Here is a 22,872-nt window from a genome sequence, read left to right as displayed (position 1 = left end):
TTCTTCCTCCTTCGTATAGTTATTCCAGAACTGCGGGAACCTTGAAGTGCCCGTCCTCATCTTCAGGTGCGTTAAGCAGAGCTTCTTCTTGTGACAAGCTCTCTTTGACCACATCATCGCGCATGACATTGCTGACCTGCAGCACATGGGTTGTCGGCTTGACGTTCTCGGTGTCGAGTTCATTCAGTTTCTCTGCATATTGTAAAATAGCATTCATTTGTTCAGTTAGTTTCGCCTCTTCTTCCGGACTTAAATGCAGGCGGGCCAGTTTGGCCACATGCTGCACATCATGGACTGTAATGCTCATTCGGAATATCCCTCCTGTTTAAAGGGCTAAAGCGCCCGGATAACGTGTTTAATTATATTGTAGAAGCCTCTACAATTCAATGTGCATGTGGTTTCAAAGCTATTCCTATCTAAAAAGCCCCACAAAAGTGGGGCCTAAAGCGTGGTACGGTATTCACGTCTTATTCGGGCAGAGGCGCAATAAAAAGGAAACTGCTGCAGCCACCTTGCAGAAGAAAAGCAGCCCTTACACAAAATTAAAAAGCACTTTATTGCTTGCAGTGTACAGCAGCTTAAGATTTGAATTGTAATGCAAAAAAACAGCCTTCGGTGTTCCAAACGGTATTTCTGCTGTTGTTTCGGTGCAAAATTCGTCCCGCAGACGATAAAAACCAACAGCTCCTAATCGCCAACTTTATCACTCTTCTCTGCAATAGAAGAAAATCATCATTTCCTACAACAACAAAAAAACGGCTACGCTGTCCTTGAATGGATAGATCTCAGTTTAGCATTCCCTGGAGAACCCTTTATGAATCCTTCGGCAATTCCAAGTGGAAAAAGGGTAACTAATTTGCCCGGGCACCCTGTTCTTCGCAGGTTAAGTGGAAAAAGGCTAACTAATTCAGCTCATTTCGCTCATGACGAAGGAATATGACCCAATTAGGTTTCCTTTTTCCACTTCAATCTTACAATTGTTGCTTTTGGGGAGAAATAAGTTCCCTTTTTCCAACTAGCACTGCTCACCTGCTTCTTCGTAAGCCTAGTTGGAAAAAGGCTATCGAATCCGGCTGATTTCAACCCTTTTGAGTGAATTCGCCGAATTCACGTCTACTTATCCCCAACTTTATACACTCATATCCGCAACCGAAGAAAAACACCACTTCCTACCACAACAAAAAAAGCCGGCTTGCGCCGGCTTTCCTTAAATCCAAGCGCGAAGATTCACCTGTTTGATGAAATCCGCCTGGGATTGGCTTTCCTTAGTGGTTGTCTCCGTCTCCACTGCTTCCACATCGTCGCCATTCATCAAGTGATGAAACAGCTTCTCATTGTGCGTGGACAAAGCATAATCAATCAACGCTTCGTGCGTGGCACTTTCAGCCTGAGCTGCCAGCAACTGCTCTTCCGTTTCGACATCCTCGGCTGTAACATAGAAATTTCTGTTCGCCTGCGGAACACGGATGACGTAATCAAACGCATTGTCAGGATTACGGTCATAAGCAATTAGGTAGCCATAGTCTCCAATAGGAAGACCCTGCTCAAATGCGTCCGCGACAATGACAATCTTCTCACCTAAACGCAGCATCGCCCTACCTCCTGACCTGGAATCTATCATAGTCTTGCTTGTTTCCACAGTCTACTAAAAAAAGATAGAGCTGTCCAGCACCAGCAGTTGGTTTACCTGACATTTAGCAGAAAATATTCTGAAAAACGATGAAAACCTTCAACATTCGCGTTTCTCATTATTCCGGTAATTGATTCCTGCGAATGAGGAGCGAGGCGGCTGCAACACATGCAACTATCAGTATGCCTGCAAAAAGGACAGGGCCCCAGGCGAAGCCGCCTCCTTCTGTCATCATCTCGGCAGACATAGCTGTAAGAGACGCCGGAGTCCAGCCCAGCTGCGAAGGCAAGAGACTATGGGCCAGCGACATTGCCGCTGCGGCCAGCAGCCCTAGAAAGGCTGCGGCCGGCCCGCGCAGCCATGCGCTGAACAGAAGCGTCAGCGAGACTGCGCACAGCAGCCACAGTCCGTACAGTCCGGCCGCAGCCGCCAGGTTGCTCCAGGAAAGCGGGCCCATGAGCTGCTCTGTATAGTAGGCCGCTCCTGCTGCGCCAAGTCCAAGAGCCATAACCAGAACGGTAAGCTGTGCAGCCCATTTGGCTGAAACTATAGCTGCCGGGGCCACCGGCTTAGCCATCAGCATCTCTACAGTTCCGCTGCTCCGTTCACCTGCCAGGCTGTTCATTACACCCAGCACAAGTATCAACATGCCGATGGTGCCGTATTGTCCAAGTGCCTGTGCCATTACCACAGCAGAACCAGGCATCTCATATCCCTCCAGCATGCCTGGTGGGACATTTCCCGAAGCTTTGAGGATTTCGGGCATGTAATAAGTCGTGAGCGGCTGCATAATACCGAGAATGATAAATACCACTGGCACCCAAATCAGCTTATAGCTGCGCAGCGATTCCAGCATTTCTTTATGATAAAGCGTCCACATATTCCTCATGCCCCCACCACCTTCATAAACAGGTCCTCCAAAGTGGAAGAGCCGGCTTCGAATTGCAGCAATGGAATATCAAGGCTTCCGGCTTCCTGGAGAATAATCTGCCGGGCAAGCTCCACATTCTTCACATTTAGGGTAGCGGAACCTGAAGAGACCTCCGACTGCTCAACAAATGATCTGTGTGCAAGATCCTCAAGCCACCTCTGTGCCTTCTCTTCTCTCTCTGTAGTTAACCGGATAACCGGAATACTATACTGTGAGCGGAGGCGGGACAACGCCCCATGCTCTGCTATTAAACCCTGATTCATCAGAATAATATCATCACATATTTCTTCGGCGTCATGCAGAACATGGGTAGAAAAAATAACGGTGGTCTCCTCCCGGATCCCCCGCAGCAGTTCCATAACTTCCCGGCGCCCGATGGGATCAAGGGCGGACACCGGCTCATCCAGGAGCAGCAGCCGGGGACGGTGAATCAGAGCCTGGGCCAGTCCAAGCCGCTGCTTCATCCCCCCGGAATATCCGGCGATCTTACGCCTTCCCGCATCCCTCAGGCCTACATGCTCCAGAACATCCGCTGCAAGTCCTGCTGCTTCCTTCGAAGATATACCACACAGCTTCGCGGCAAAAACAACGTATTCCTGTCCGCTCATCCAGTTATAAAATGCCGGAGATTGCGGCAAATAGCCGATCCGCTTGCGGTAATCCCCGCCGGGGCTTCCATCAAAGGATATCTGCCCCGAGGTAGGCTTAAGCAACCCCGCAAGCATGCGCAGGGTAGTCGTCTTTCCCGCACCATTGGGCCCCAGCAATGCCACACACTTCCCTGCTTCAATCTCAAAGGAAATCCCATCGACCGGTGTATGCCCGCCATAAACCTTGCGTAAGTTTGCAACTGTCAACAGCGGCATCAGTTATCTTTCCTTCCTACTGTAAAATAAGCTACACTGCCCAGAAGATTGCCAAAAATCAAGATAATGACCCATAGCCACTTGGGCCCCCGGGTCCGCTCAGCCTTGCCCAGGGAAATCAGGCCGATAACGGCCAGCAGTGCCTGTAATGCCAGCAGCGGCCCAATCAAACCCCATTTGATTTCATCCATGACTGCCACCCGCCTTTTAAATTCTTCACCGGAGTTATGCTCCGGTTGATCAAAGCTTCCTGTTCGCTCTCTTCCGGTCCGGAAGGACCACGAACAGCAGATAACAAATGAGGGGGGTAGGAATTCCGGTCAACCCCCATATCCCCCAGAACCAGGCCAGTTTGCCCCGGCCGCGCTTCTGCGCATTATGAAATATTAATGTTCCTTGCAGCAGCAGCGTTACAGCCAGACAACCCCACAACCAATAAGGCACATCCTGAAGCTCTTTCACTCTTCCGCATCCTCCCGCCGCAGCCTAAGCCGGACAACCGCCAAGCAACCGAGCGCAGCGATTGGAACAGCCGCCTGCAGTATCCAGTAGGTCACTGGCGCAAATCCCAAGCTGATCATGACAATACTCACCATGAATAGAGCGACAAGCAAAAACCTCTGAAGCTCTCTGCGGCTCTGTTGCTGCCTGCGGAGGGCTTCCTCGGCAATGAGCCGCTCAAGTCCGGGCAAAGCTGGCGGCGAAATGTCGTCATACTGCGCATCCAGACGTTCAAGATCCGCTGACAGCATCTGCAGTAATTCTTCATCCTTCTTTGTGTTCATCTTCACTCAGCTCCTTTCGCAGTTGATTCAGTCCTGCCGCCACCCGCGACTTGGCAGTCCCGGAAGGGATCTGCAGAATATCCGCAATCTCTTCATACCCGTAACCGTAGTAGTGCTTAAGCAGCACTGCCATTCGCTGGACAGAACTCAGCCGTGAGAGCGCATCAAGCACTTCGCTCCACTCCAGATTCCGGCTCTCGAAACGCCAGCGGATGGACCGTACACCCTCTTCCTGGCGTTTCCACTTCATTTCGAGCTTCCACCGGCGCTTCCTGTCAATATACAGCCGGGTAGCAATGGTAATCAGCCACGAGGAAAAAGACGAAGCCCCGTTATAGGTTCCGATCTTTTCCATGCACCTGACCATGGTATCCTGGGCAAGTTCCTCTGCGAGTAAAGGGTCCATGGTTGCCTTGACCAGATATTTGTAGAGAAAGACATAATGTTCCTGCAGCAGTACAGCCAGCGCGGAAGCATCGCCTTGCTGCGCTCTGATGATCCGTTCGTGCGTCCCGTCGCTCATCTGCTCCTCCATCTGTAGCTTTCATTCACTTGTAATACGGTTATGTATGGCGAATCGTTCATTCGCGGTCTGAATTATTTTGCAGCTCCCATAATCTGCGCCGCCAAGGCTGAATGGCCCCTTTGCCGTGCGGGAAGCTCCAGAAGAGACATTCCTTCTTATCCTGTTCATTCGTAATAGAAGCCGGCGCCTGATGCGCCTCTTCTTCATGCACTTCCTCTTCAGTATCTTTCATTCATTCTGCCCCCTAAACCCCTTATGCCGATAAATAGACAAAAAAAGAACGCAAACCGGGATTATTCCACAGTCTGCGTGCTTCGCGAGGTTAAATGTTACATTTAATTAACATTATTGTAGCAACTTTGTAGTCGCTTGTCCATAAATTTTTTGCCGTAAAATGTCGCTTCAGGAAGAAGCGGATCATTACATAGGAACGTAAGGATTACGCTGCCGCTCAAACCCGATGGTTGTCCGCGGCCCATGGCCGGGAAATACTCTGACTTCCTCATCCAGCCGGTACAATTTGTTCCGTATGGAATCAATAAGGTCCCGTTCCCGGCCTCCGGTCAAATCGGTACGTCCGACACCCAGTTTAAAGAGCACATCCCCGGAGAAGAGATCACTTCCGCAAAGGAAGCTGACGCTGCCGGGAGAATGCCCCGGCGTATGCATCACACGGAAGGTTAGCCCCAGCAGATTAAGCACTTGGCCATCTGCCAAATCATACTCGGCAGGTTCTGTGCTGATGGGTGGTGTAACATCGGGCCACATCAATGAGCCATTCAGCTTGGGATTCCCCAGCCATTCGCTCTCCAGAGTGTGTAAGTACACCGGACATTTCTTGGCCCGGCGGATCTCGTCAAGCCCGGCGATATGATCGAAGTGGGCATGGGTAAGCAAAACAGCTTCAATCTCCATCCCCTCCACAGCGCGCAGGAGAGCCGAAGGATTTGCACCGGGATCGATGATGACGCCGCGTCCGGGATCCGCTCCGGTAAGCAGATAGGCATTCGTCTGAAGGGGGCCCAGATTATAGGAACGAATATTAAGCATCGCTTTTTAGAATCCGGAGATCAGGCTGCGCAGCTCTTTGGCAATCACTGCGTGCGACTCCGTCCCTTCCCCGTAGGCTTGGCCCATCGCCTTGCGGACTTCGGCGATTTTACTCTCGTAGTCAGGTGCCTCTCGGTCCGGGTTCTCCCGCTTGAACTCCCTCATCAGCGATTGCACATGCTCCGGACGGGGACCCCAGTGGCCCAGTACATAACCGCCTGTATCGGCAAAAATAACAATGGGCACAGCTCTTCCGCCCATAGTCAGGAAATCATCCATTACCTCCTGATTTTCTTCCAAAATCAGCACCTCGGTTCGAATGCCTGCCGTTTCCAGAATGCGGAACACCACCGGCACATTGCGCACAACATCACCGCACCAATCGGCAGCCAGTATCAGCACGCGCAGATCGTCACGGTGGTTCAGGCTCTCAAAATACGCACGGTCATCCTGATCTTCCCAGGCGAATTTTTCATACCATGATTCAAAAGCCTGCTGGTTCTTCGTCATCCCTTCCACGAATTGGCGCGGAGTAAGGCCCTGGCCAAACTTATGAGCTACATTCTGCTTCATACTGCACTACCTTTCTTCTTGGATTTGTACCATTTGAACAGGAAGTATATAACAATAATAGCAATGGCCGCAAGAACCAGCTCATGGGTGTACTGTGCGGCTACTTCATCAATCGTTTCCCATTTGTCGCCAAGCGTATAGCCCAAATAGACAAACAGCGCACTCCACGGAATCACCGCAAGTGTAGTCAGCAAAGTGAACTTGCCCAGCGGCATGCGCGAGATTCCGGCAGGAACCGATATGGCATGACGCACAACCGGAATGAACCGGGCGGTGAATATGACACCCGTGCCATACTTATTGAACCATTCTTCGGAATGGTCAATATGCTTTTTCTTGATAAAAATGTACTTTCCGTATTTTTCCAGAACAGGTCTGCCGCCATAACGGCCAATCCAATATACAAATATCTGGGCGATAACTCCACCAGCCGTACCGAAAAGCACTGCACCAAAATAATTAATCTGCCCCTGCGAGACCAGATAGCCGCCAAAGGCCAATACAATTTCACTTGGGATAACTTCAATCATAAGCCCGATCATAATCCCGAAATACCCAAGACTCTGAATCCATTCAAACAAATGCGAGATCAGATCAGAAATAACGTGCAAATGCAGCTCCTCCTCCCGTTTTTTTGGCCGAATTCGCTTACGCCTAATAAGGCTCTTGGCGATTCCGCTCTATGTACCCAGCTTCTCCTAGCCTATTCTAGCATATGCGGGCTTACGACTTCTACTTAAGGGAAACTGAAAATCCCTTAGATAAGCAGAAAGGGTGGCGCAGCTCCTTAGATAAAAGCGGTGACGTTGCAGGGCATTTAAAGGGAATTTATGACAAGAAAATTATATTCTTATATTTTAAAAATAGACGATTGACATAACTGATCCGGAATACTTATTATATATTTAGATAATTATTTAAATATCGAAAGGCCGGATGAACATGAATGAATCCTTCAAGGCGCTGGCAGACCCGACCCGGAGGCAGATTTTGCGGCTGTTAAGGGAAAAGGATCGTACCGCCGGGGAGATCGCCGATTATTTTAATATGTCAAAACCCAGCATCTCGCATCATCTGAATGCTCTGAAGCATGCGGGACTGGTGCAGGACGAACGTCAGGGGCAATTCATTCTGTATTCGCTCGATACGACCGTGCTTGAAGAGGTGCTCGGCTGGTTCCTTGAGTTCACAGGTACGGGAAAAGAGAGTGAAATGCATAGCCGCACAGAGTCCAAACCCAAACAGAATAAGGATAAAAACAGGGAGGTTGATTGAAATGAAAGACTTCAAATGGAAATGGCAGGACACGTTGATTGTCATTCTGGGCGTTCTCTCGGTGGGTTATGCGCTGGTCAATTACGGCAAGCTGCCCGGCCAGCTTCCTGCCCATTTTAACATCAGGGGAGAGGTCGACCGTTATTGGAGCAAAGGATCGATTATCGCTTTGACAGGCTTTTTGGGCCTCATCTTCCCGCTGGCGATGCAGTTCATCAAAAGCGTTGATCCAAAGAAAGAGAACTACAGCAAATTTCAAAACGCCTACAAAATGATTCGTCTGGCAATCGCGGCTTTGTTCGATGCTATGCTCGTGCTGACCGTCTCTTACGGTCTGGATCAAAGCATTCCTGCCGGCAAAATAGCTATGGTCGCTATTGGCCTGCTGTTTATTGTGGTCGGCAACTTTATGCCGCAGATCAGAGACAACTATTTCACAGGGATCCGCACCGCATGGACACTCGCCAGCCCGGAGGTGTGGCGGAAGACGCACCGTTTCTCCGGCAGGATGTGGATGATCGGCGGTCTGCTGATCGCGCTGGGCGCATTTTTACCCAAAAGCCTGTCCATCAGTATGATTATTGCCGCGCTGGTGATTGCCATCATCCTGCCCTTTGCGTATTCGTGGCTGATCTCAACCCGCAGCAGGGCTTAAAGCAACATTATTTAGATTGCAATCTGAAAATGGCTCCATAAAGGCAGTCCTCCTTAGTGGAAAAAGGATCACTAATTGAACCGCTTAGCCCCATGAAGTACCTTATGTGGGAAAAAGTATCACTAATCCGGCTGAAATCGGCCTTATGGAGTAAAAACGCAGGAATTAGATGTCCAAAATCCCACCAAAGGTTGTTGCGGACAGGATTTCAGCGAATTAGTTTTACTTTTTCCACTTAGCTTACGTTCTCCAATACAACTTCGAGGTTTGGTTCTAATGATAGATATAGGCACGAAAATTTTATAACATCAAGGCTCAAGTTCCGGCTTGGCGCCCTCCCCGCTTACAGGGAGAATTGCCGCCTGAAAATAGCGTGCAGCCGCACGTGCTTCTCTCAGCCGAAGGTCTATGCCTTCTGCTTCTTTTTGGGCGCCAAACTGGCGGTCATTATGCTGCAGCCCCTTGCTGCCTTCTTGCTCAGCTAACAGACGGTACTCCCGCAGCAGCTCCAATCCGGCATCGGCGCTCTGGAGCGCCCCCTGCGCATCCCCGGCCTTCAGTCTCCGCAAACTCATATCCAGCATTCCTTCGGCTGCTTCTACCCGTTTGACTACATTATAAACATCCAGTACTTCCCCTTTTCGCACCCAGTACAGAGCCGTCCCCGGATGATTTCCGCCCATGGCCCGCTTAGCGAGTTCCCAGTTCAAAGCAGCATCTTCCGGAGTATAGCCCAGGGCCTTCCGGAGCAGGGCGCCTCCCTCCGGCTCCGGAAGCATACGGGATAAAGCCGCAGCGGCCTGCGGCTGACGGGGGTTCCACTGCAGGGATTGCCGCAGCAGGAATATCCTCTCTTCTCTGTGGGAAGTGCCAGCAGCCTGCTTATATAGCGACTCCCCCTTCATCATTTGAAAGGACAATACGGACAGCGCCAGAGCCACGCTGCAGAGCAGCGTAGCTGCCGAAACTCTCAGCAGAGGAACATGCTGCTCTGCAAAGGGTACCGACCGCCAGGGTCCGCCAGTGATGAGCGGCGACTTAGCAGATAGGGGGCGTACCGGTGAGTTGTCTGCGGCTCCTGCTGTTGCAGTGCACACCGGGAATGGAACCGCTGGCGCGAGGCCAGGCTCTGCGGCAAGAATTCCGGGTCCGCCAGTGTTGGGCGGCGGATTGGAAGTTGCGGGGAGCACAGGCGTGTCGTCTGCGGCAGCGTGGTGAAGCTTCTCGGCACGCGCAAGCGCCGGAAGCAGAAACAGCAGCAGCCAGACAAGGCTGTAGCTCCAGTCAAAATCGACGGCGCTATGGATGGCAAGCGCCAGCAGGGGCGGCAGCAGCCTCGGCGCCCCTGCCGCCACCAGCCATCCTGCGGCCAATAGGAGCAGCAGGATTACCGCAAGGCCAACGCCTCCCAGGTTCAGCAGGAGGTCCAGGTATCCGCTGTGCACCTGGCTGCCCACGTAGGGGCGGGACTGGGCGGCAAGATACGTGCTCCGCCAAGTCCCGCCCCCGCGCCCCAGCCAGGGCGCTTCTGCCGCGAGCTTCCAGGCATCGCGGTAGAACAGCCCGCGAGCGGCGACCGTCGATGACGGTCCGTGTATCCGCTCGCTCACCTGGAGGAGGACGGCGCTGCCCGCAGCCGTCCAGAGTGCCGCCGCCAGACCTGCCCTGGCGGCATGCCCCCCGCCTGCCGCGCCAGTCCGGCGGCGGCAGAGCCAGGCGCCGCCAAGCAGCGCGGCGCCCCACAGTCCGGCCAGCAGAAGCAGGCCGGACACGGGTTCTACCGCCAGCCCGGTCCGGGCCAGCTGGCGGTAAAGCAGTGCCGCGGCGGCCATAGGCGCGGCACCCGCAAGCAGAAGCGGCGCGCAAAGCTGCCGCTTCCAGAGCAGGGCCGCTGCGGAGGCCAAGGCCGCGGCCAGCCACGCGCCGCGCGACTCGCTGAGCAGCAGCGCGGCTGCGCAGGGGAAAAGCGGCAGCATGCGCAGCAGATGCCGCCCTCCTGCGCGGCTGCACCAGCCGCGCAACTCGCTATTCCCCTTCCTGCCACTCCACTCCCGCTCGATACCCCTTTGCGCAATTCCCCGCTCTCCCAGCATTTTTCTCCGCCCTCTATTCCCCTTCCTGCCGCTCCACTCCCACTCGATGATCCTTTGCGCAATTCCCCGCTCTCCCAGCATTTTTCTCCGCCTGCTAATCCCGTTCCTGCCGCTCCGCTCCCGCTCAATAATCCTGTGCGCATTGCCCCGCTCTCCCAGCATTTTTCTCCGCCCTCTATTCCCCTTCCCGCCGCTCCGCTCCTTAGTTCCAGCGCCCCATTCTGCCGCCTGGGACTGTGCCCGCTGCACATGGGCCGCAACGGCAAACAGCCGCTCCAGCAGGAACACAGCCATGACCGCCCCAAAGGTATTCGGATACTGCAGCAGGCCGGCCAGTCTGGCGCCTGTGGCGCTGACTTCAGGTGCTGCCGTGTATGCTATCGCATAGGGGAGCTTCAGCTCTGCGCATACTGCGAGCAAAGCGCTTAAGCTGATGGCCATTCCTGTCACATGCCAAATTGCCGCAAGAAACCGCGCGCCCTGCCGGTCAGCCGCACAGAAATAGGCCAGTATGGCGAAACTCGCATAGAATGCCCAGCGCAGCAGCTCATCTACGGTCTCTTGAGCAGACACAGGACCACACAGACCCGCCCATGCGTAAAGGACAAACACCGCCAGCGGGCAGCCCAGCAGGATCAGGGCCGCCTTATTCTCCACAGGGATTTTGAGGACATGATCCCTTCTTTCAGCATTGCGCAATGCAGATACTGCCTCGCCCCAAGCGCAAAGAAGCCCGCATAGTGCCAACCACACCGTGAGAAAGGGATAGATCTCGCCGGCAAAAAACATCCCCCGCAGCAGGGAAGCTGCCATGACCGCAGCGGATACAGCGCCTGTACAAGCGAAGACTAGCGCTTTTGTATGGCTGTCTTCATTATTCAATCTCATTCGAATTTCCCCTGTATGACTCAAGTTACCTTTAGTATTTCCAGAATATTCATAAAACAAAAGGCAGCACAAACAGGACAACCAGCTCCCTCGGGGAAGCAGTCATCCTGTAATGGCATTAAAGATTTAGCGTATGAAATTAGCCTTCCACGGTACTTTCACCCGGCAGCAGATCGGCACAGACGCGCTCCAGATATGGCTTTACACCGAGAAAATCACGGAACGCGGTGTATTCGCGCCATTTGGCGGTGTTGTCTCCGCTTGCTCCTCTGACGGCGCGGATCAAAATGTTCTTCGGGGTATGCTCCATGTCAATGAACTCCAGCAGCTGTGTGCGGTATCCCATGAGGTCCAGCAGCTTCGCCCGGATCGCATCGGTTGCAAGAGCTGAGAAGCGCTCCTTCAGGATGCCATGCGACAGCAGCGGATTCAGCACCCCGCTTTCGATCTGGGCAAACAGCTCATGCTGGCAGCAGGGAACAGACAGAATCGCCGAGGCACCCCAGCGGACCGCTTTTTCAAGTGCTGCATCGGTTGCAGTATCGCAGGCATGAAGCGTAACGACCATATCCACCTGATCCAGCTCGTTGTAATCCGCAATATCCCCAACCAGAAAACGGAGTTTGCCGTAGCCGAGCTTGGCCGCAAGCGCGCTGCAGTGCTCAATCACGTCGGCTTTGAGATCAAGTCCGACAATATTCAGCTCCCGCTGCTCGCGGATGGCCAGGTAGTGATACAGCGCAAAGGTCAAATAGGATTTGCCGCAGCCAAAATCCACAATGGTCAGTGGACGGCCTGTTGGCAGATCGGCCAGCACATCCTCCACCATCTCCAGAAAACGGTTGATTTGACGGAACTTATCGTACTTCTTGGCCAGCACTTTTCCCTCGCTGTTCATAATGCCCAGCTCTACCAGAAACGGCACTGGCTCGCCTTCATCCAGCACATACCGCTTGCGGCGGTTATGGGCCAGATTGGGCGCCTCCTGCTTGCTCGGTGATTTGGTCAGGATAGATACCTTATACTTTTTACTGATCAGCACTTGATAATCAGCCTCGATGGTACAGAGCAGCCCTTGACGAAACTTCTCTCTAAACAGCGACATTAATTCCTCCGCCGCGGCCTCCGCCGGAATATTGCGGTGCTCGACCTTGGGGCCGGTATAGTAGGCAAACTGATAATGCAGCTTGCCCTTTAATTCAACGGGCTTCACCTGCACCTTGGTGTAGGTGGTTTCACCTTTGCTTCGCAGCTGGCTAAGAGTCGCCGTAATCAGTGTACGGCCGCTCATGACTTGTTCAATCAAAGCATTTAAAGATTCCACAGGGTACATCTCACTTTCGCCAAATAGAAGATAATTTATAGTGTGATACTTAAGATCTGAACGCATTCTATATAGTATAACATTTTTTTAATTGGAAAATATCAGTCCGCGCAAGGCATCATTATTGTCTGACAGCAGCCGTACGTCTTTCCCATTCTTTCAGGCCTTCTCTGACCTCTTGCGCGGGGAGACCGCCAAGCTCCAGTTCTTCCGGACTTTTCAGCAGCAGCCGGCTGTACAGTTCTTTACCTTCCTGGACAACATCCTGTCCTTGCTCCCACAGCCTGTAGAGACTGTCTTCCGCCTTGGCGTAGCGCCCGAGCGATTCCATGTAGGACAGCAGCAGCCGCTCTGTTTTTGCCGGCAGACTGTATGCCTGGGTTTCTCGCAAAAGCTCGTCGATATCAGCGGGCATTTGCAGCAAAGCACGGTCAGCACCATGCAGATCAGCATACAAAAACAGATGCAGCGACCTCATAGCTCTGAACAGCCCCGCGTCCTTGTCCCCTGCCGCTGTATAGATGGCTCCTTCCTCCTTGAGCAGCCGGGCCACACCCTGAAGCTTATCGGATTCCACAACGCCCCCCAGCAGATACATATCAATAATATCCTCTACGGATAATGAATTCAGCAGCCGGGAATTCAGGCGGAAATGCCGGATCAGCAGCTCATCAACCTCCCATAGGGCTTCGGTTGTCTTTTTCTCCTGCTTAAGCGTCATTACCTTAGCGACCATTGCCGTCATGTCCTCAATCATCCGCACGATGTAATCTCTCCGGAACATATTGCACACTCCTTCATTAGCTGCAGCGCCTGGACTGCAAATCTTCCTTCAGCGGCCAGCTTCTTAAGACTGCCCTTGGGATTCATCTTAAACCATTACACCGCTTAGCGCTACTTGGCAAGCCCGAGGCATGTTCAGCTCTACGGCCTTGCCGGACTGATCCCCGGAACCCGGCAGAAATGGAGCTGCCGTGGCCTGATGGCTTATAGCGGAGCTTTAATCAGCGGGGTGCCCCTCCTTCTGCTTCCTATTTGTTCCCGGTGCAGCGGGTGCGTGATTCTTTTCTCAATGGAAGGCTTCAGGCCTGGAGAACCCTTTTATGAAACCTTCGCCAGTTCCAAGTGGAAAAAGGTTAACTAATTCAGCTCACTTCACTCCTGATGAGGTAATGTGGACCAATTAAGTTTCCTTTTTCCACTTAAACCTCACATTTGTTGATTTCAGGGAGAAATAAGTTTCCTTTTTCCAACTAGCACTGCTTATCTGCTTCTTTGCAAGCGCCAGTGGGAAAAAGGTTATCGAATCCGGCGGATTTCCACCCTTTTGAGTGAATTTGTTGATTTCACGTCTACTTATCCCCAAGTTTGTACACATCTTATCCACAAGAAAGGGAAATCCTAATTTTCAAAAATAATAAAAAGAAGCGGCCCCGTTCCGCCGGGTGCCGCCTCTGTACATGTGTCCTGTGCGCGGGATCTTGCCCCGCATAGGGTCTCTGGTTATTTGCGCACAGCCGCGTGCACATAGTCCTTGATGATTTCGGCCAACCGTTCAGGAGCTTCATACATGCTCATATGCCCTACCCCAGATATGGTTGCCTGGGTAACATTTGGCTTGTTCGAGGTAAATGTCTGCTCCGGTGACACCTTGCTGTCCTCTGAACCGGCTACGAGCAGCACCGGCAGTGCGGTGGCTGAGATGACGTCGCGGCGGTCAGGACGCTCACGCATCGCCATCGCGGCTCCTACTGCCCCTTGCGGAGGCGTTCTGTAACCAATTTCCTTCGTACGTTCGAGATGCTGCGGAGCAGCACCCGGCGCAAACAGCCCCGGCACCAGCCCATCCACAAAAGCGAAGATTCCTTCATTCTGAATCTTGCTGACACTTTTCAGACGGTTCTCCCTGGCTTCCCCGCTGTCCGGATAGCCGGTAGAGTGAATCAGTCCGAATCCTTTCAGACGGGAGGGGTGGCGCTGGGCAAAGGAAAGAGCAATATAGCCGCCAAGGGAATGCCCCAGCAGATAACACTCTGGAATCTCCAGCGCATTAAGCAGGGACAACACATCATCAGCCATCTGATCTATACTGTACGCCCCGAGCGGAGCATCCGAGACGCCATGCCCCCGCAAATCCGGAGCGATTACCCGGTAATTGCCGCTCAAGAGCGGAATCACCTGCTCCCAGTAGCTGGAGCTTCCACAGAAGCCGTGCAGCAGTACAATGACGTCACCTTTGCCTTGATCACTGTAACAAATATTGCTTCCCTCACAACGAACAATCTCCATGGCAGCTTCCCCTCTTTCTATGTAGTAGTCAAACACGGCTCGCGGACAACTGGACGATCCGTGATCTGAGATGGTTTGCTTGTCTTAATTATTTAAGCTATTTCTTCCATCTTGAAACGCTTTCCCGGTCTCCATTCCGAAACCGGCCGCAGCAGCCAGGGCAATTTGTTTAGCCATTACCATCACTCTGTACAGGGGAGTACTCTGCAGTGTCCGGTATGGCCGCGGCCCGTTGACATCTACAATAGCCGCCAAGCTGTAATGCCCCACTGCCGGAAGGTTCAGCCCTACCGATTGCGCCGGCCGCAGCGGCTCCGCAGCCGTCAGAAAATAGCCAAGGGAAGCCGGGGGACCGAGACAGGCGTCAACGGCAATAACAACCTGCCCGGCAGGAATCTCCGCTATCCGTGCCTCCAAATTATCTGCGTCGCAAGGAGATGGCATTGTCCCGCTCACATGCGGAAAGCCTTGCTCCAAGAGCTGGCTGCCGGTCAGTGGCCCAAGCGCATCACCTGTGGACCGGTCTGTGCCAATGCACAGAAACGTGATCTGCTCCAGCGGATGCTTGGGCGCGATCTCCCGGAAGAAGAATATCAGCCCGGAAGCATCCATTTTCTTGCGTTTTCTGCTTTCCTGCTCCCTGATTGCCAATGTCCTTGCCTCCTTCTGCTTTTTATGGCACGTATATTGCTTCTAATTTAACAGATATCCGCGAAATGGACAAAACAATGGTGTTTGCGCCCTCAAACATGTTAGAATGTTTGAATTAATATATAGAGAGGACTGTTAAACCCAATGGATTTATCGCAGCCTACCCAGGAAAATGTTGAATATATGATTGAGGGCATTAAGAGCAAGCTGAAGATGGCGAGTGCGGCAGCCATGCAGGCCTCTGCCTTTTCAGTGAAGAATTACGAGGATATTCTTGATATTTATGAAGTTGCGATGGGCAGTGACAGGCTGAGCATTTCACAAGTGGAAGCACTGGTCTCCGAGCTTGGACGCCTGCGGGACAAATAAAAAGGAATACACACGGACAGGAGCCCCATCCGACATCCATCTGCTAATGGATGTCAGGATGGGGCTCTATTTTGCCTCGCCCGCTCTGGAAGCTATGGAAGGTCAATCAGTACGAACTCCGCGTTGCTGTCACTGCCCGTTCCTTTAAGGCTCAGATCACAGCTCTTGCGGATACGGGCCGCATCACCCGGCTCTAGCTGGAATACTCCATCCGAGCAGGCAATCTCCAGATTGCCGGAGATGAGATAGATATGCGTCCGCCTGTCTTCACGCTGCTCGTATTTCAGTTCCCGGCTCCGCTCCAGAGAAGACAGGTAGATGGTCACATTCTCATTGATCTTTAGCGCACCCTCTTCCCCTTTTCCTGATGCTACAGGCAAAAGAGTATTGGTCTTATGCTCTTTTGGATAGAACTTTGCATCCCATTTGGGCTGACACCCCGGCTGATCCGGGAGCAGCCATATTTGCAGGAAACGGGCATGTTCGCTGTCTGACGGGTTCGTTTCCGAATGATTGATTCCCGTCCCCGCACTCATGACCTGGACACTCCCCCCTTGCAGTTCTGCATGATTGCCGAGATCATCCTGATGCTTCAGCACCCCGGATACTACATAAGTAATAATCTCCAGATCATGATGCGGATGCTCATGCATGCCTTGCCCGGGACTCAGCTCATTGTCGTTATGGGCCAGTAAGGCTCCAAAGTGCGCATTGTTCGGGTCATCATAATCGGCAAAAGAAAAGCTGAACTCACTGTGTATCCATTCTCTATTCGAAGTATGGCGCTCTGCTGATGTAATTACTTTGATCATAATCATATGCACCTCCAATGATGTAGGAACCTTATCCTTACCTCAGGGTATGGCTGCTTCTCAATTGATTGTTGTCATAGGCGCTGTAATTATGTATTTTTTACCCGTATCCCTTCCTGGTCAATCAGCCTGTTTACTATATTATTCCATGCAAAAAAACCACCTGCGGGAACTGTAGACGAAACTGCAGATTCCCGCAAGGTGGCCAATTATTGATTTATGCCGTTTATCCGCCTGGCCCCAGTCAGCCTTTCATCGCGCCTGCAGTCAGGCCTTCAATCAGGAACCGCTGCAGAAATATAAAGAGCAGTGTTACCGGGAGAGCAACCAGCACCGCGCCTGCTGCGAATAGGGTAAATTCGGTCGAATTGCTCTGATTCACCATGCGGAACAGGCCAACCGCAAGCGTCCTCTTCTCCTCTGTGCGCAGAATAAGATCAGCGAATATAAAGTCCACAAAGCAGCCGTTAAAGATCATCAGACTGGCATAGGTGAGCATTGGCTTCGACAGCGGCATCATAATGGAAAAGAACACTTTCATGTGGCTCGCCCCGTCGATCCGCGCGGCATCCTCCAGGCTCTTCGGAATGGTGTCAAAGAAACCTTTGGCTACAAAGACGTTCGTAATGATCGATCCGCTGCTATAAACAAGCACAAGGGCCCAGTGCGAATTCAGCAGCCCCAGTGTGTTCAGCAGCACGTAAATGGCAATCATCGCCATGAACCCCGGGAACATTTGCAGAACCAGAAACGCCGTCAGCATGCTTTTTCTGCCCGCAAAACGATACCGGGATATAGCATAAGAGGCCAGCAGCAAAAGAGAGGTGCCAATCAGTGTCGAGAGCGCTGCAACTTTGAGTGTGTTCAGGAACCACTTCAGATACTTGGTCTGCTCAAATAACTCCTGATAATGAACAAAGGTCATCTTGCGCGGAATCAAGGTGTCGCTGAACAGGCTGTTTCCCGTCTTGAACGAGGACATCACAATCCAAAAAGCGGGGAACAAGCTGATGCAGCTGAGCAGAATAAGCAAGGTATAGCTGCCAATCGTTTTTGCGGCTTCCTCCGGTTTCCGGTTCATGTGATCATGTCCTCCTCTTTATAGGATCGTGTCCGGCGGTAGCTCCAGATAGAAAATGTGGCGACCAGCAGGAAAATGATAATTCCGATGACGGAAGCGAAGCTGTATTGCGATTGGTTCAGCGCCAATTTATACAGCCAGGTCACGAGCAGATCGGTGTCGCCCGCATATTGATAATGAGGATTGACCGGCTCTCCGTTGGTCATAAGATAGATCACATTGAAGCTGTTGATATTGCCTGCGAATTGCATAATAAGAATGGGGGCGGTTGCAAAAAGCACCATGGGCAGCGTAATCATCCGGAACTTATGCGCTGATCCGGCACCGTCTACTTCGGCTGCCTCATACAAATCCCTCGGTATGGTCGTCAGCACACCGAAGGCAAGGATCATCGTAACCGGAATGCCGATCCACATGTTGGCCAGTATAACGGTGACTTTAGCCCAGAACGGGTCTGTCAGCCAAGGCAGGCCGTTAAGCCCAATCATTCCCAGATATTTATTGACCGGTCCGAACTGGTTGTTGAACATATTGCGCATCACGAGCAGCGAGATCATATTGGGAATGGCAAAAGGCACGATCAGCAGAGTCCGCCACAGCTTTTTGAAGCGGACGCGCGGCTGGTGAATGAGCACAGCGACAAGGACCCCTCCGATGTAAGTTGTTACCGTGGCAATAACCGCCCAGCACAAGGTCCATGTCAGAATACCGCCAAAAGTGGAGCTCCATACATCCAGACTCAGCATCTTCTTAAAGTTGCCGAAGCCGACCCAGTCCACCAGATTAGCCGGGGGCAGAATCGGGTCCGCATAGTTGGTAAACGCCAGGAGCACCGAGAACACCAGCGGCAGGATCGTCAGAAAAACTATAGCGGTTAAGGGAATTGCCAGCACCAGATAGGCAAAATGCCTGCGGCCCATATACCTAAGCGATTGACCGAAGGACCGGATCTTCTCCTGTCTCGCCCGCGCAGCTCCGACCATGAAGGCATCTCTGATATTCAGCAGATAAAATCCGCAGTACAAGAGCAGCGCAAGCAGGGCCATCAGACCGTCAATCATCATGAAAATGGAGTGGTCGCCCTCTACCATCCGGGTCATCTTACCTACCTTGACCATGTGGCTTGGCAGCTCGCCTAGTGTAATCAGACCGCGCAGATGCCCGGTCAAACCATGGATCATGAAATAGAACCAGGCCATACCTGTCAGCAGGAACGCCAGCCCTTTCAACCACTGCCGATTGTACATCTGGCCCAGGCCCGGGATTACAGCCGAAAGCACCGCTGCGCCTGTTTTTTTTGGCATAAGTCAAACCACCTGTCCTTTATTTCGACTCCAGATCGGAACGAATCGTCTTAACCGTCTGATCCATGGTCTGCTTGACATCAAGACCCGGATCATTCCACAAGGACACAAATGCGGCCTTCAAGGGTTCCCATACGGCGTTGACTTCCGATATCGCAGGCATTGGCACGGAGTGCTGGAACTGCTCAAAGAACCCGAGGGTAATGGGGTCATTTTTTATTTCTTGTGATTCTCCGGCTTCAATGCTTGCAGGAATCGCTCCGGTCATTTTATAATTTTTAAGCTGATTTTCCTTGCTGCTGGCAAAATGTGCGAATAACCGGGCGGCAACGGGATAAGCGGTATACGAGTTAACATAATAGGATTTGACGCCAGAGAAAGATATCATTTCCTCCCCGCCAGGCCCTTTTGGAAGCGGTACCACTCCAAAATTGACATGATCCTTGAACGACGCTGTAGACCACGGGCCGTCAATATTCATTGCGAGCTTTCCTTCCTGGAACAGCTGGGTTTTTACATCAAAGGTAATGTCTCCCGCATTGAGCGGCAGGATTTTTTTCAGGCTCTGGAGAAAAGTGAACCCTTTGATTGTACCTTCATTATTCAAGCCGATATCCTGCGGATTGCTATTGCCGTCGCCAAAAATATAGCCGCCAAAGCTGCCGATAAACGGATACGTATAATACCCGACAAATTCCCACATGACTGCAAATTTGTTTTCTTTCGGTTTATTGTACGTATTGGCAAAAGCTATAATATCATCCCAGGTCTTGGGGGCCTCAGGAATCAGATCCTTATTATAAAATAGCGCATAAGTCTCTACCGACTTGGGATAACCGTATAGAACCCCATCATAGGATGATGCCTGCACCGCTGTCTCCACCATGCTTGCTTTCGTTTCCTCCTCAAACACATCATTGGGCAACAGCAGACCGGCTTTGACGGCCTGGCTGATCTGGTCATGCGGAAGGGTCAGCACATCGGCCGCAAGCTTGGATGGACCATCCGTAGCCAGCCTTCCCCCCTGGTCACCACCTGCCAATTCTTCAACGGTGACGGGGACACCGTATTTTTTTTCAAAATCGGCGGCAACCTCCTTCATGTAGTCAAGCTGCTCCTTGGCTTCCCAAACCATCAGCTTTGCTCCCTGCTCCGGCTCCATTTCCGGATCGGCGGTATTCTCCGGAGCAGAAGTTTCGGCGGGCGGGTTGCTCCCGCTCTTCGGGCTGGAGGCGGTATCCGGGCTGCCTGAGCTGCAGGCTGTGGCCGTCATAACCAGAAGCATACATAGAACCACCATCAATGATACCGCATTCATTTTGGAACGCTTAAATCTCTTCATGTACTCATCTCCCCTGTAAATGCTCATTGAACAAACCTGTCTCTCACACCAATTCAGGCAAATAAAAAAAGGCACAACCCCTATTGCACAAAGTGCCGAGGTTGTACCTTTACAGGTAACATTGCCTTTAAAATTTAGTGTATTTACTGATGACTAAGTTTGTTTGCCCTCATTCTATAATAACCGGAAATTTCAATGCAAGCGCTTTATTTTAAATATCCCCCCGTTTTTTCAATCTTTCCACATTGTTTTCTTCTGTATTGAACCGTTATCTAAGTATCTCTCCATTTTTCTCCCCTCCTGGCTTAATAAAAATAAGCGCTTGCCATAAGCGGAAAACCTGTGTTATGATGCAGGAAAATTTAAAGGCAATGAAGCCGAAAGGGTTCAACCTCCACAATTGTGAGGTTGAACCTTTTTTGCGTTTGCTGCCGCGAAGGGATGAAATGGGTATGATTCACCTGGAAAGCGTTTATCACCGGATGGGCCAGAACTGGTCTTATGCCTACGACGAGACTGCAATTCATATTCGCCTCCGGACGAAACGGGACGATGTATCACAGGTAGATTTGATTTGCGGGGACAAATACGGCTGGGACAGGACCCATTCCGTTTATTCAATGGAACGTCTGTCCAGCGATAGTTTGTTCGATTACTGGCAGGCAGCCGTTCAGCCGCCCCACCGCCGGCTGGCTTATTATTTTGCGCTGCACCAAGACGGAAATACCATATATTATCTTGAAAAGGGGTTTCTTGAACAGCCCCCTGAAGTTATCTATGAGGGCTTGTTTGACTTTCCAATACTGAGCCCTGAAGATGTGCACCGGCCGCCTGCTTGGGTGAAGGATGCTATTTTTTATCAGATATTCCCGGAACGTTTTGCGAACGGGGACCCTTCCAATGATCCCGAAGGCGTACTGGAATGGGGAGGCACACCGAGCCCAACGAATTTTTTTGGCGGAGATCTGCAAGGCGTGCTGAAGCATTTGGATTACCTGTGCACACTTGGCATTAACGCCATTTATTTCAACCCTCTCTTTACAGCAACCACCAATCACAAATACGACACCGCAGATTATTTAAGAATAGACCCCCATTTCGGGACGAATGAACTGCTGAAGGAACTTGTGGATGCCTGCCATGCGAAGGGAATCCGTGTGGTGCTGGACGGCGTATTTAACCATTGCGGCCATACTTTTCCGCCATTTATGGATGTGCTGGAGAACGGGCGCGCTTCGCGTTATGCTGACTGGTTTCATGTCAAAGAGTGGCCCCCCGGAGTCAACGAGGGAATCCCCACCTATGATACCTTCGCCTTTGAGCCGATCATGCCTAAATTTAACACTGCGAATCCGGAAGTCAAGGAATATCTGCTGAAAGTCGGCCGCTATTGGATTGAGGAAATCGGTGTAGACGGATGGCGCCTGGATGTCGCCAATGAGGTTTCCCATCAATTCTGGCGCGATTTCCGCACTATGGTCAAACAGATCAATCCCGATGCTTACCTCGTTGGAGAAATCATGCATGATTCCTTGCCATGGCTGCTTGGAGATCAGTTCGACGCCGTAATGAATTATCAGCTGCTGAATATGATGCTGAACTTTTTTGCCCGTAAGCAGACCGATGCCGGGCAGTTCTCGCGGTCGGTCGGAGCTTTGCTGGCCAATTATCCGCAGCAGATTACGGAAGTTTCCTTTAATTTGCTGGACAGCCACGATACCGTACGTTTCCTGACCCTTTGCGGCGGGGATACCCGGCGGCTGAAATTGGCCTTTCTGTTCCTGATGACCTTTCAGGGCACGCCTTGTATTTATTACGGGGATGAAATCGGCATGGATGGGGAGTATGATCCACACAACCGGAAATGCATGGAATGGGACCCCTTGAAACAGAATCAGGATCTTCTGGAGTATTACCGCTGGGCCATCCGGCTGCGCAAATCAAACTCCGCATTCCGCAGCAGCGCGATTAAGTTTCTGGAGCACCCTGAGCACCCTGCGCTGCTTGTTTATGAACGGTGGGATGAGCACGACCGGTTCCTGGTAATCATGAACAACTCCGAATTTCCCATGGACGCTCAAGTTTCAGCGCTTAAATCAGAGAGCACCTGGATCAACCAGGAGCTCCAGCAGCCGGCAGACATCGGGGAACGGGGAGAGCTCCATATACCCGCCTACGGATATATGTTACTCCGCGAGGTATAATGATAGGCAAATCATTTCAAGTGGTTTGTAAAGTTTCAAATATCGTAATTTTCACGACATATAACCAATAAATTTCGCTCATGCTTCCATATGCTACGGCAATCTTTCCCATGCTTATTTGCTGTTTCAGCCCATTCACCCACGTTTATATACGAAGTAAGAACCTTCAGGCCACCCTGATATCCAGATGACGGCAGCTGGTCATTACCTGCAGCCGAGACTGG

25 protein-coding genes are annotated in these 22,872 nt (G+C 51.8%); 4 read left to right on the top strand and 21 right to left on the bottom strand.

From position 1 onward, the window contains the following. Positions 1-19 precede the first annotated feature (19 nt). From gatC to uptA, 12 genes are all read right to left on the bottom strand, one after another. Positions 20-307, bottom strand: a complete 288-nt coding sequence (gatC, locus tag BLQ82_RS29870; RefSeq protein ID WP_020426267.1) for an Asp-tRNA(Asn)/Glu-tRNA(Gln) amidotransferase subunit GatC — start codon at positions 305-307, stop codon at positions 20-22. Between the two features lie 900 nt (positions 308-1,207). Further along, positions 1,208-1,591 (bottom strand): hypothetical protein, encoded by a 384-nt coding sequence (locus tag BLQ82_RS29865; protein WP_062519007.1) that lies wholly within the window; start codon positions 1,589-1,591, stop codon positions 1,208-1,210. A gap of 157 nt (positions 1,592-1,748) precedes the next feature. Further along, the gene (locus BLQ82_RS29860; RefSeq protein WP_062519006.1) at positions 1,749-2,519 is read right to left on the bottom strand and encodes an ABC transporter permease subunit; all 771 of its coding nucleotides are present in this window, start codon (positions 2,517-2,519) and stop codon (positions 1,749-1,751) included. Then, positions 2,516-3,427, bottom strand: a complete 912-nt coding sequence (locus BLQ82_RS29855) for an ABC transporter ATP-binding protein (protein ID WP_062519004.1) — start codon at positions 3,425-3,427, stop codon at positions 2,516-2,518. The genes BLQ82_RS29860 and BLQ82_RS29855 overlap by 4 nt, the downstream gene beginning before the upstream one ends. Further along, positions 3,427-3,618: a PLD nuclease N-terminal domain-containing protein gene (locus BLQ82_RS29850; RefSeq protein ID WP_062519002.1), complete on the bottom strand. Its 192-nt coding sequence runs from the start codon at positions 3,616-3,618 to the stop codon at positions 3,427-3,429. Before BLQ82_RS29850 ends, BLQ82_RS29855 begins: the two co-directional genes overlap by 1 nt. A 49-nt stretch (positions 3,619-3,667) precedes the next feature. After that, on the bottom strand, positions 3,668-3,889 hold the full coding sequence (locus tag BLQ82_RS29845) for a hypothetical protein (protein WP_062519000.1): 222 nt from the start codon (positions 3,887-3,889) through the stop codon (positions 3,668-3,670). Next, positions 3,886-4,212, bottom strand: a complete 327-nt coding sequence (locus BLQ82_RS29840) for a YxlC family protein (RefSeq protein ID WP_062518998.1) — start codon at positions 4,210-4,212, stop codon at positions 3,886-3,888. Before BLQ82_RS29840 ends, BLQ82_RS29845 begins: the two co-directional genes overlap by 4 nt. After that, positions 4,193-4,735, bottom strand: coding sequence for an RNA polymerase sigma factor SigY (sigY, locus tag BLQ82_RS29835; RefSeq protein WP_082722500.1), 543 nt, complete (start codon positions 4,733-4,735; stop codon positions 4,193-4,195). Before sigY ends, BLQ82_RS29840 begins: the two co-directional genes overlap by 20 nt. Positions 4,736-4,793: 58 nt before the next feature. After that, positions 4,794-4,970 carry a hypothetical protein gene (locus BLQ82_RS32250; protein WP_157243729.1) on the bottom strand — a complete coding sequence of 59 codons (177 nt, stop codon included), beginning with the start codon at positions 4,968-4,970 and terminating at the stop codon, positions 4,794-4,796. Positions 4,971-5,158: 188 nt separating this feature from the next. Beyond that, positions 5,159-5,788, bottom strand: coding sequence for an MBL fold metallo-hydrolase (locus BLQ82_RS29830; protein WP_062518995.1), 630 nt, complete (start codon positions 5,786-5,788; stop codon positions 5,159-5,161). 6 nt (positions 5,789-5,794) lie between these two features. Beyond that, positions 5,795-6,361, bottom strand: a complete 567-nt coding sequence (locus tag BLQ82_RS29825; RefSeq protein WP_062518993.1) for a thioredoxin family protein — start codon at positions 6,359-6,361, stop codon at positions 5,795-5,797. Next, positions 6,358-6,972 carry an undecaprenyl phosphate transporter UptA gene (gene uptA / locus BLQ82_RS29820; RefSeq protein WP_062518991.1) on the bottom strand — a complete coding sequence of 205 codons (615 nt, stop codon included), beginning with the start codon at positions 6,970-6,972 and terminating at the stop codon, positions 6,358-6,360. Before uptA ends, BLQ82_RS29825 begins: the two co-directional genes overlap by 4 nt. 331 nt (positions 6,973-7,303) lie before the next feature. Between uptA and BLQ82_RS29815 the strand changes: the two genes are divergently transcribed. After that, positions 7,304-7,636 (top strand): autorepressor SdpR family transcription factor, encoded by a 333-nt coding sequence (locus tag BLQ82_RS29815; protein ID WP_062518988.1) that lies wholly within the window; start codon positions 7,304-7,306, stop codon positions 7,634-7,636. A gap of 1 nt (position 7,637) precedes the next feature. After that, positions 7,638-8,291, top strand: a complete 654-nt coding sequence (locus BLQ82_RS29810) for an SdpI family protein (RefSeq protein ID WP_062518986.1) — start codon at positions 7,638-7,640, stop codon at positions 8,289-8,291. A gap of 308 nt (positions 8,292-8,599) precedes the next feature. Here BLQ82_RS29810 and BLQ82_RS29805 read toward each other — a convergent pair whose 3' ends face one another. From BLQ82_RS29805 to yyaC, 5 genes are all read right to left on the bottom strand, one after another. Then, positions 8,600-11,272, bottom strand: coding sequence for an O-antigen ligase family protein (locus BLQ82_RS29805; RefSeq protein ID WP_074648819.1), 2,673 nt, complete (start codon positions 11,270-11,272; stop codon positions 8,600-8,602). 139 nt (positions 11,273-11,411) lie between these two features. Beyond that, entirely contained in the window at positions 11,412-12,605 is a 1,194-nt protein-coding gene (locus BLQ82_RS29800; protein WP_062519117.1) for a class I SAM-dependent methyltransferase, read from the bottom strand. A 112-nt stretch (positions 12,606-12,717) separates the two neighbouring features. After that, positions 12,718-13,380 (bottom strand): DUF6483 family protein, encoded by a 663-nt coding sequence (locus BLQ82_RS29795; protein WP_062519119.1) that lies wholly within the window; start codon positions 13,378-13,380, stop codon positions 12,718-12,720. 719 nt (positions 13,381-14,099) lie between these two features. Next, positions 14,100-14,885, bottom strand: coding sequence for an alpha/beta fold hydrolase (locus tag BLQ82_RS29790; RefSeq protein WP_062519122.1), 786 nt, complete (start codon positions 14,883-14,885; stop codon positions 14,100-14,102). Positions 14,886-14,969: 84 nt separating this feature from the next. After that, a complete protein-coding gene (gene yyaC / locus BLQ82_RS29785; RefSeq protein ID WP_082722507.1) occupies positions 14,970-15,497 on the bottom strand; it encodes a spore protease YyaC in 528 nt (175 codons plus the stop codon). A 183-nt stretch (positions 15,498-15,680) separates the two neighbouring features. Between yyaC and BLQ82_RS29780 the strand changes: the two genes are divergently transcribed. Next, complete coding sequence (locus tag BLQ82_RS29780; RefSeq protein WP_020426842.1) at positions 15,681-15,905, top strand: DUF1128 family protein; 225 nt, start codon at positions 15,681-15,683, stop codon at positions 15,903-15,905. Between the two features lie 92 nt (positions 15,906-15,997). Here the strand turns inward: BLQ82_RS29780 and BLQ82_RS29775 are convergent, their stop codons facing one another. The 4 genes from BLQ82_RS29775 to BLQ82_RS29760 all read right to left on the bottom strand — a co-directional run bounded on the left by BLQ82_RS29775 (position 15,998) and on the right by BLQ82_RS29760 (position 20,444). Next, positions 15,998-16,723 (bottom strand): pirin family protein, encoded by a 726-nt coding sequence (locus BLQ82_RS29775; protein ID WP_244281055.1) that lies wholly within the window; start codon positions 16,721-16,723, stop codon positions 15,998-16,000. A 238-nt stretch (positions 16,724-16,961) separates the two neighbouring features. After that, complete coding sequence (locus BLQ82_RS29770) at positions 16,962-17,798, bottom strand: sugar ABC transporter permease (RefSeq protein ID WP_062519126.1); 837 nt, start codon at positions 17,796-17,798, stop codon at positions 16,962-16,964. Then, a complete protein-coding gene (locus BLQ82_RS29765) occupies positions 17,795-19,102 on the bottom strand; it encodes a sugar ABC transporter permease (RefSeq protein ID WP_062519127.1) in 1,308 nt (435 codons plus the stop codon). Before BLQ82_RS29765 ends, BLQ82_RS29770 begins: the two co-directional genes overlap by 4 nt. A 19-nt stretch (positions 19,103-19,121) precedes the next feature. Beyond that, a complete protein-coding gene (locus BLQ82_RS29760) occupies positions 19,122-20,444 on the bottom strand; it encodes a sugar ABC transporter substrate-binding protein (protein ID WP_082722506.1) in 1,323 nt (440 codons plus the stop codon). A 452-nt stretch (positions 20,445-20,896) separates the two neighbouring features. On the opposite strand from BLQ82_RS29760, the gene BLQ82_RS29755 reads away from it, so the two are divergent. Further along, entirely contained in the window at positions 20,897-22,648 is a 1,752-nt protein-coding gene (locus BLQ82_RS29755) for an alpha-glycosidase (protein WP_062519183.1), read from the top strand. Positions 22,649-22,872: the final 224 nt, after the last annotated feature.

Source organism: Paenibacillus jilunlii, from assembly GCF_900102965.1.
GTDB classification, from domain to species: domain Bacteria; phylum Bacillota; class Bacilli; order Paenibacillales; family Paenibacillaceae; genus Paenibacillus_AQ; species Paenibacillus_AQ jilunlii.
Note: the sequence above shows the minus strand (reverse complement) of the source record. Positions and strands in the feature narration are given on the sequence as shown.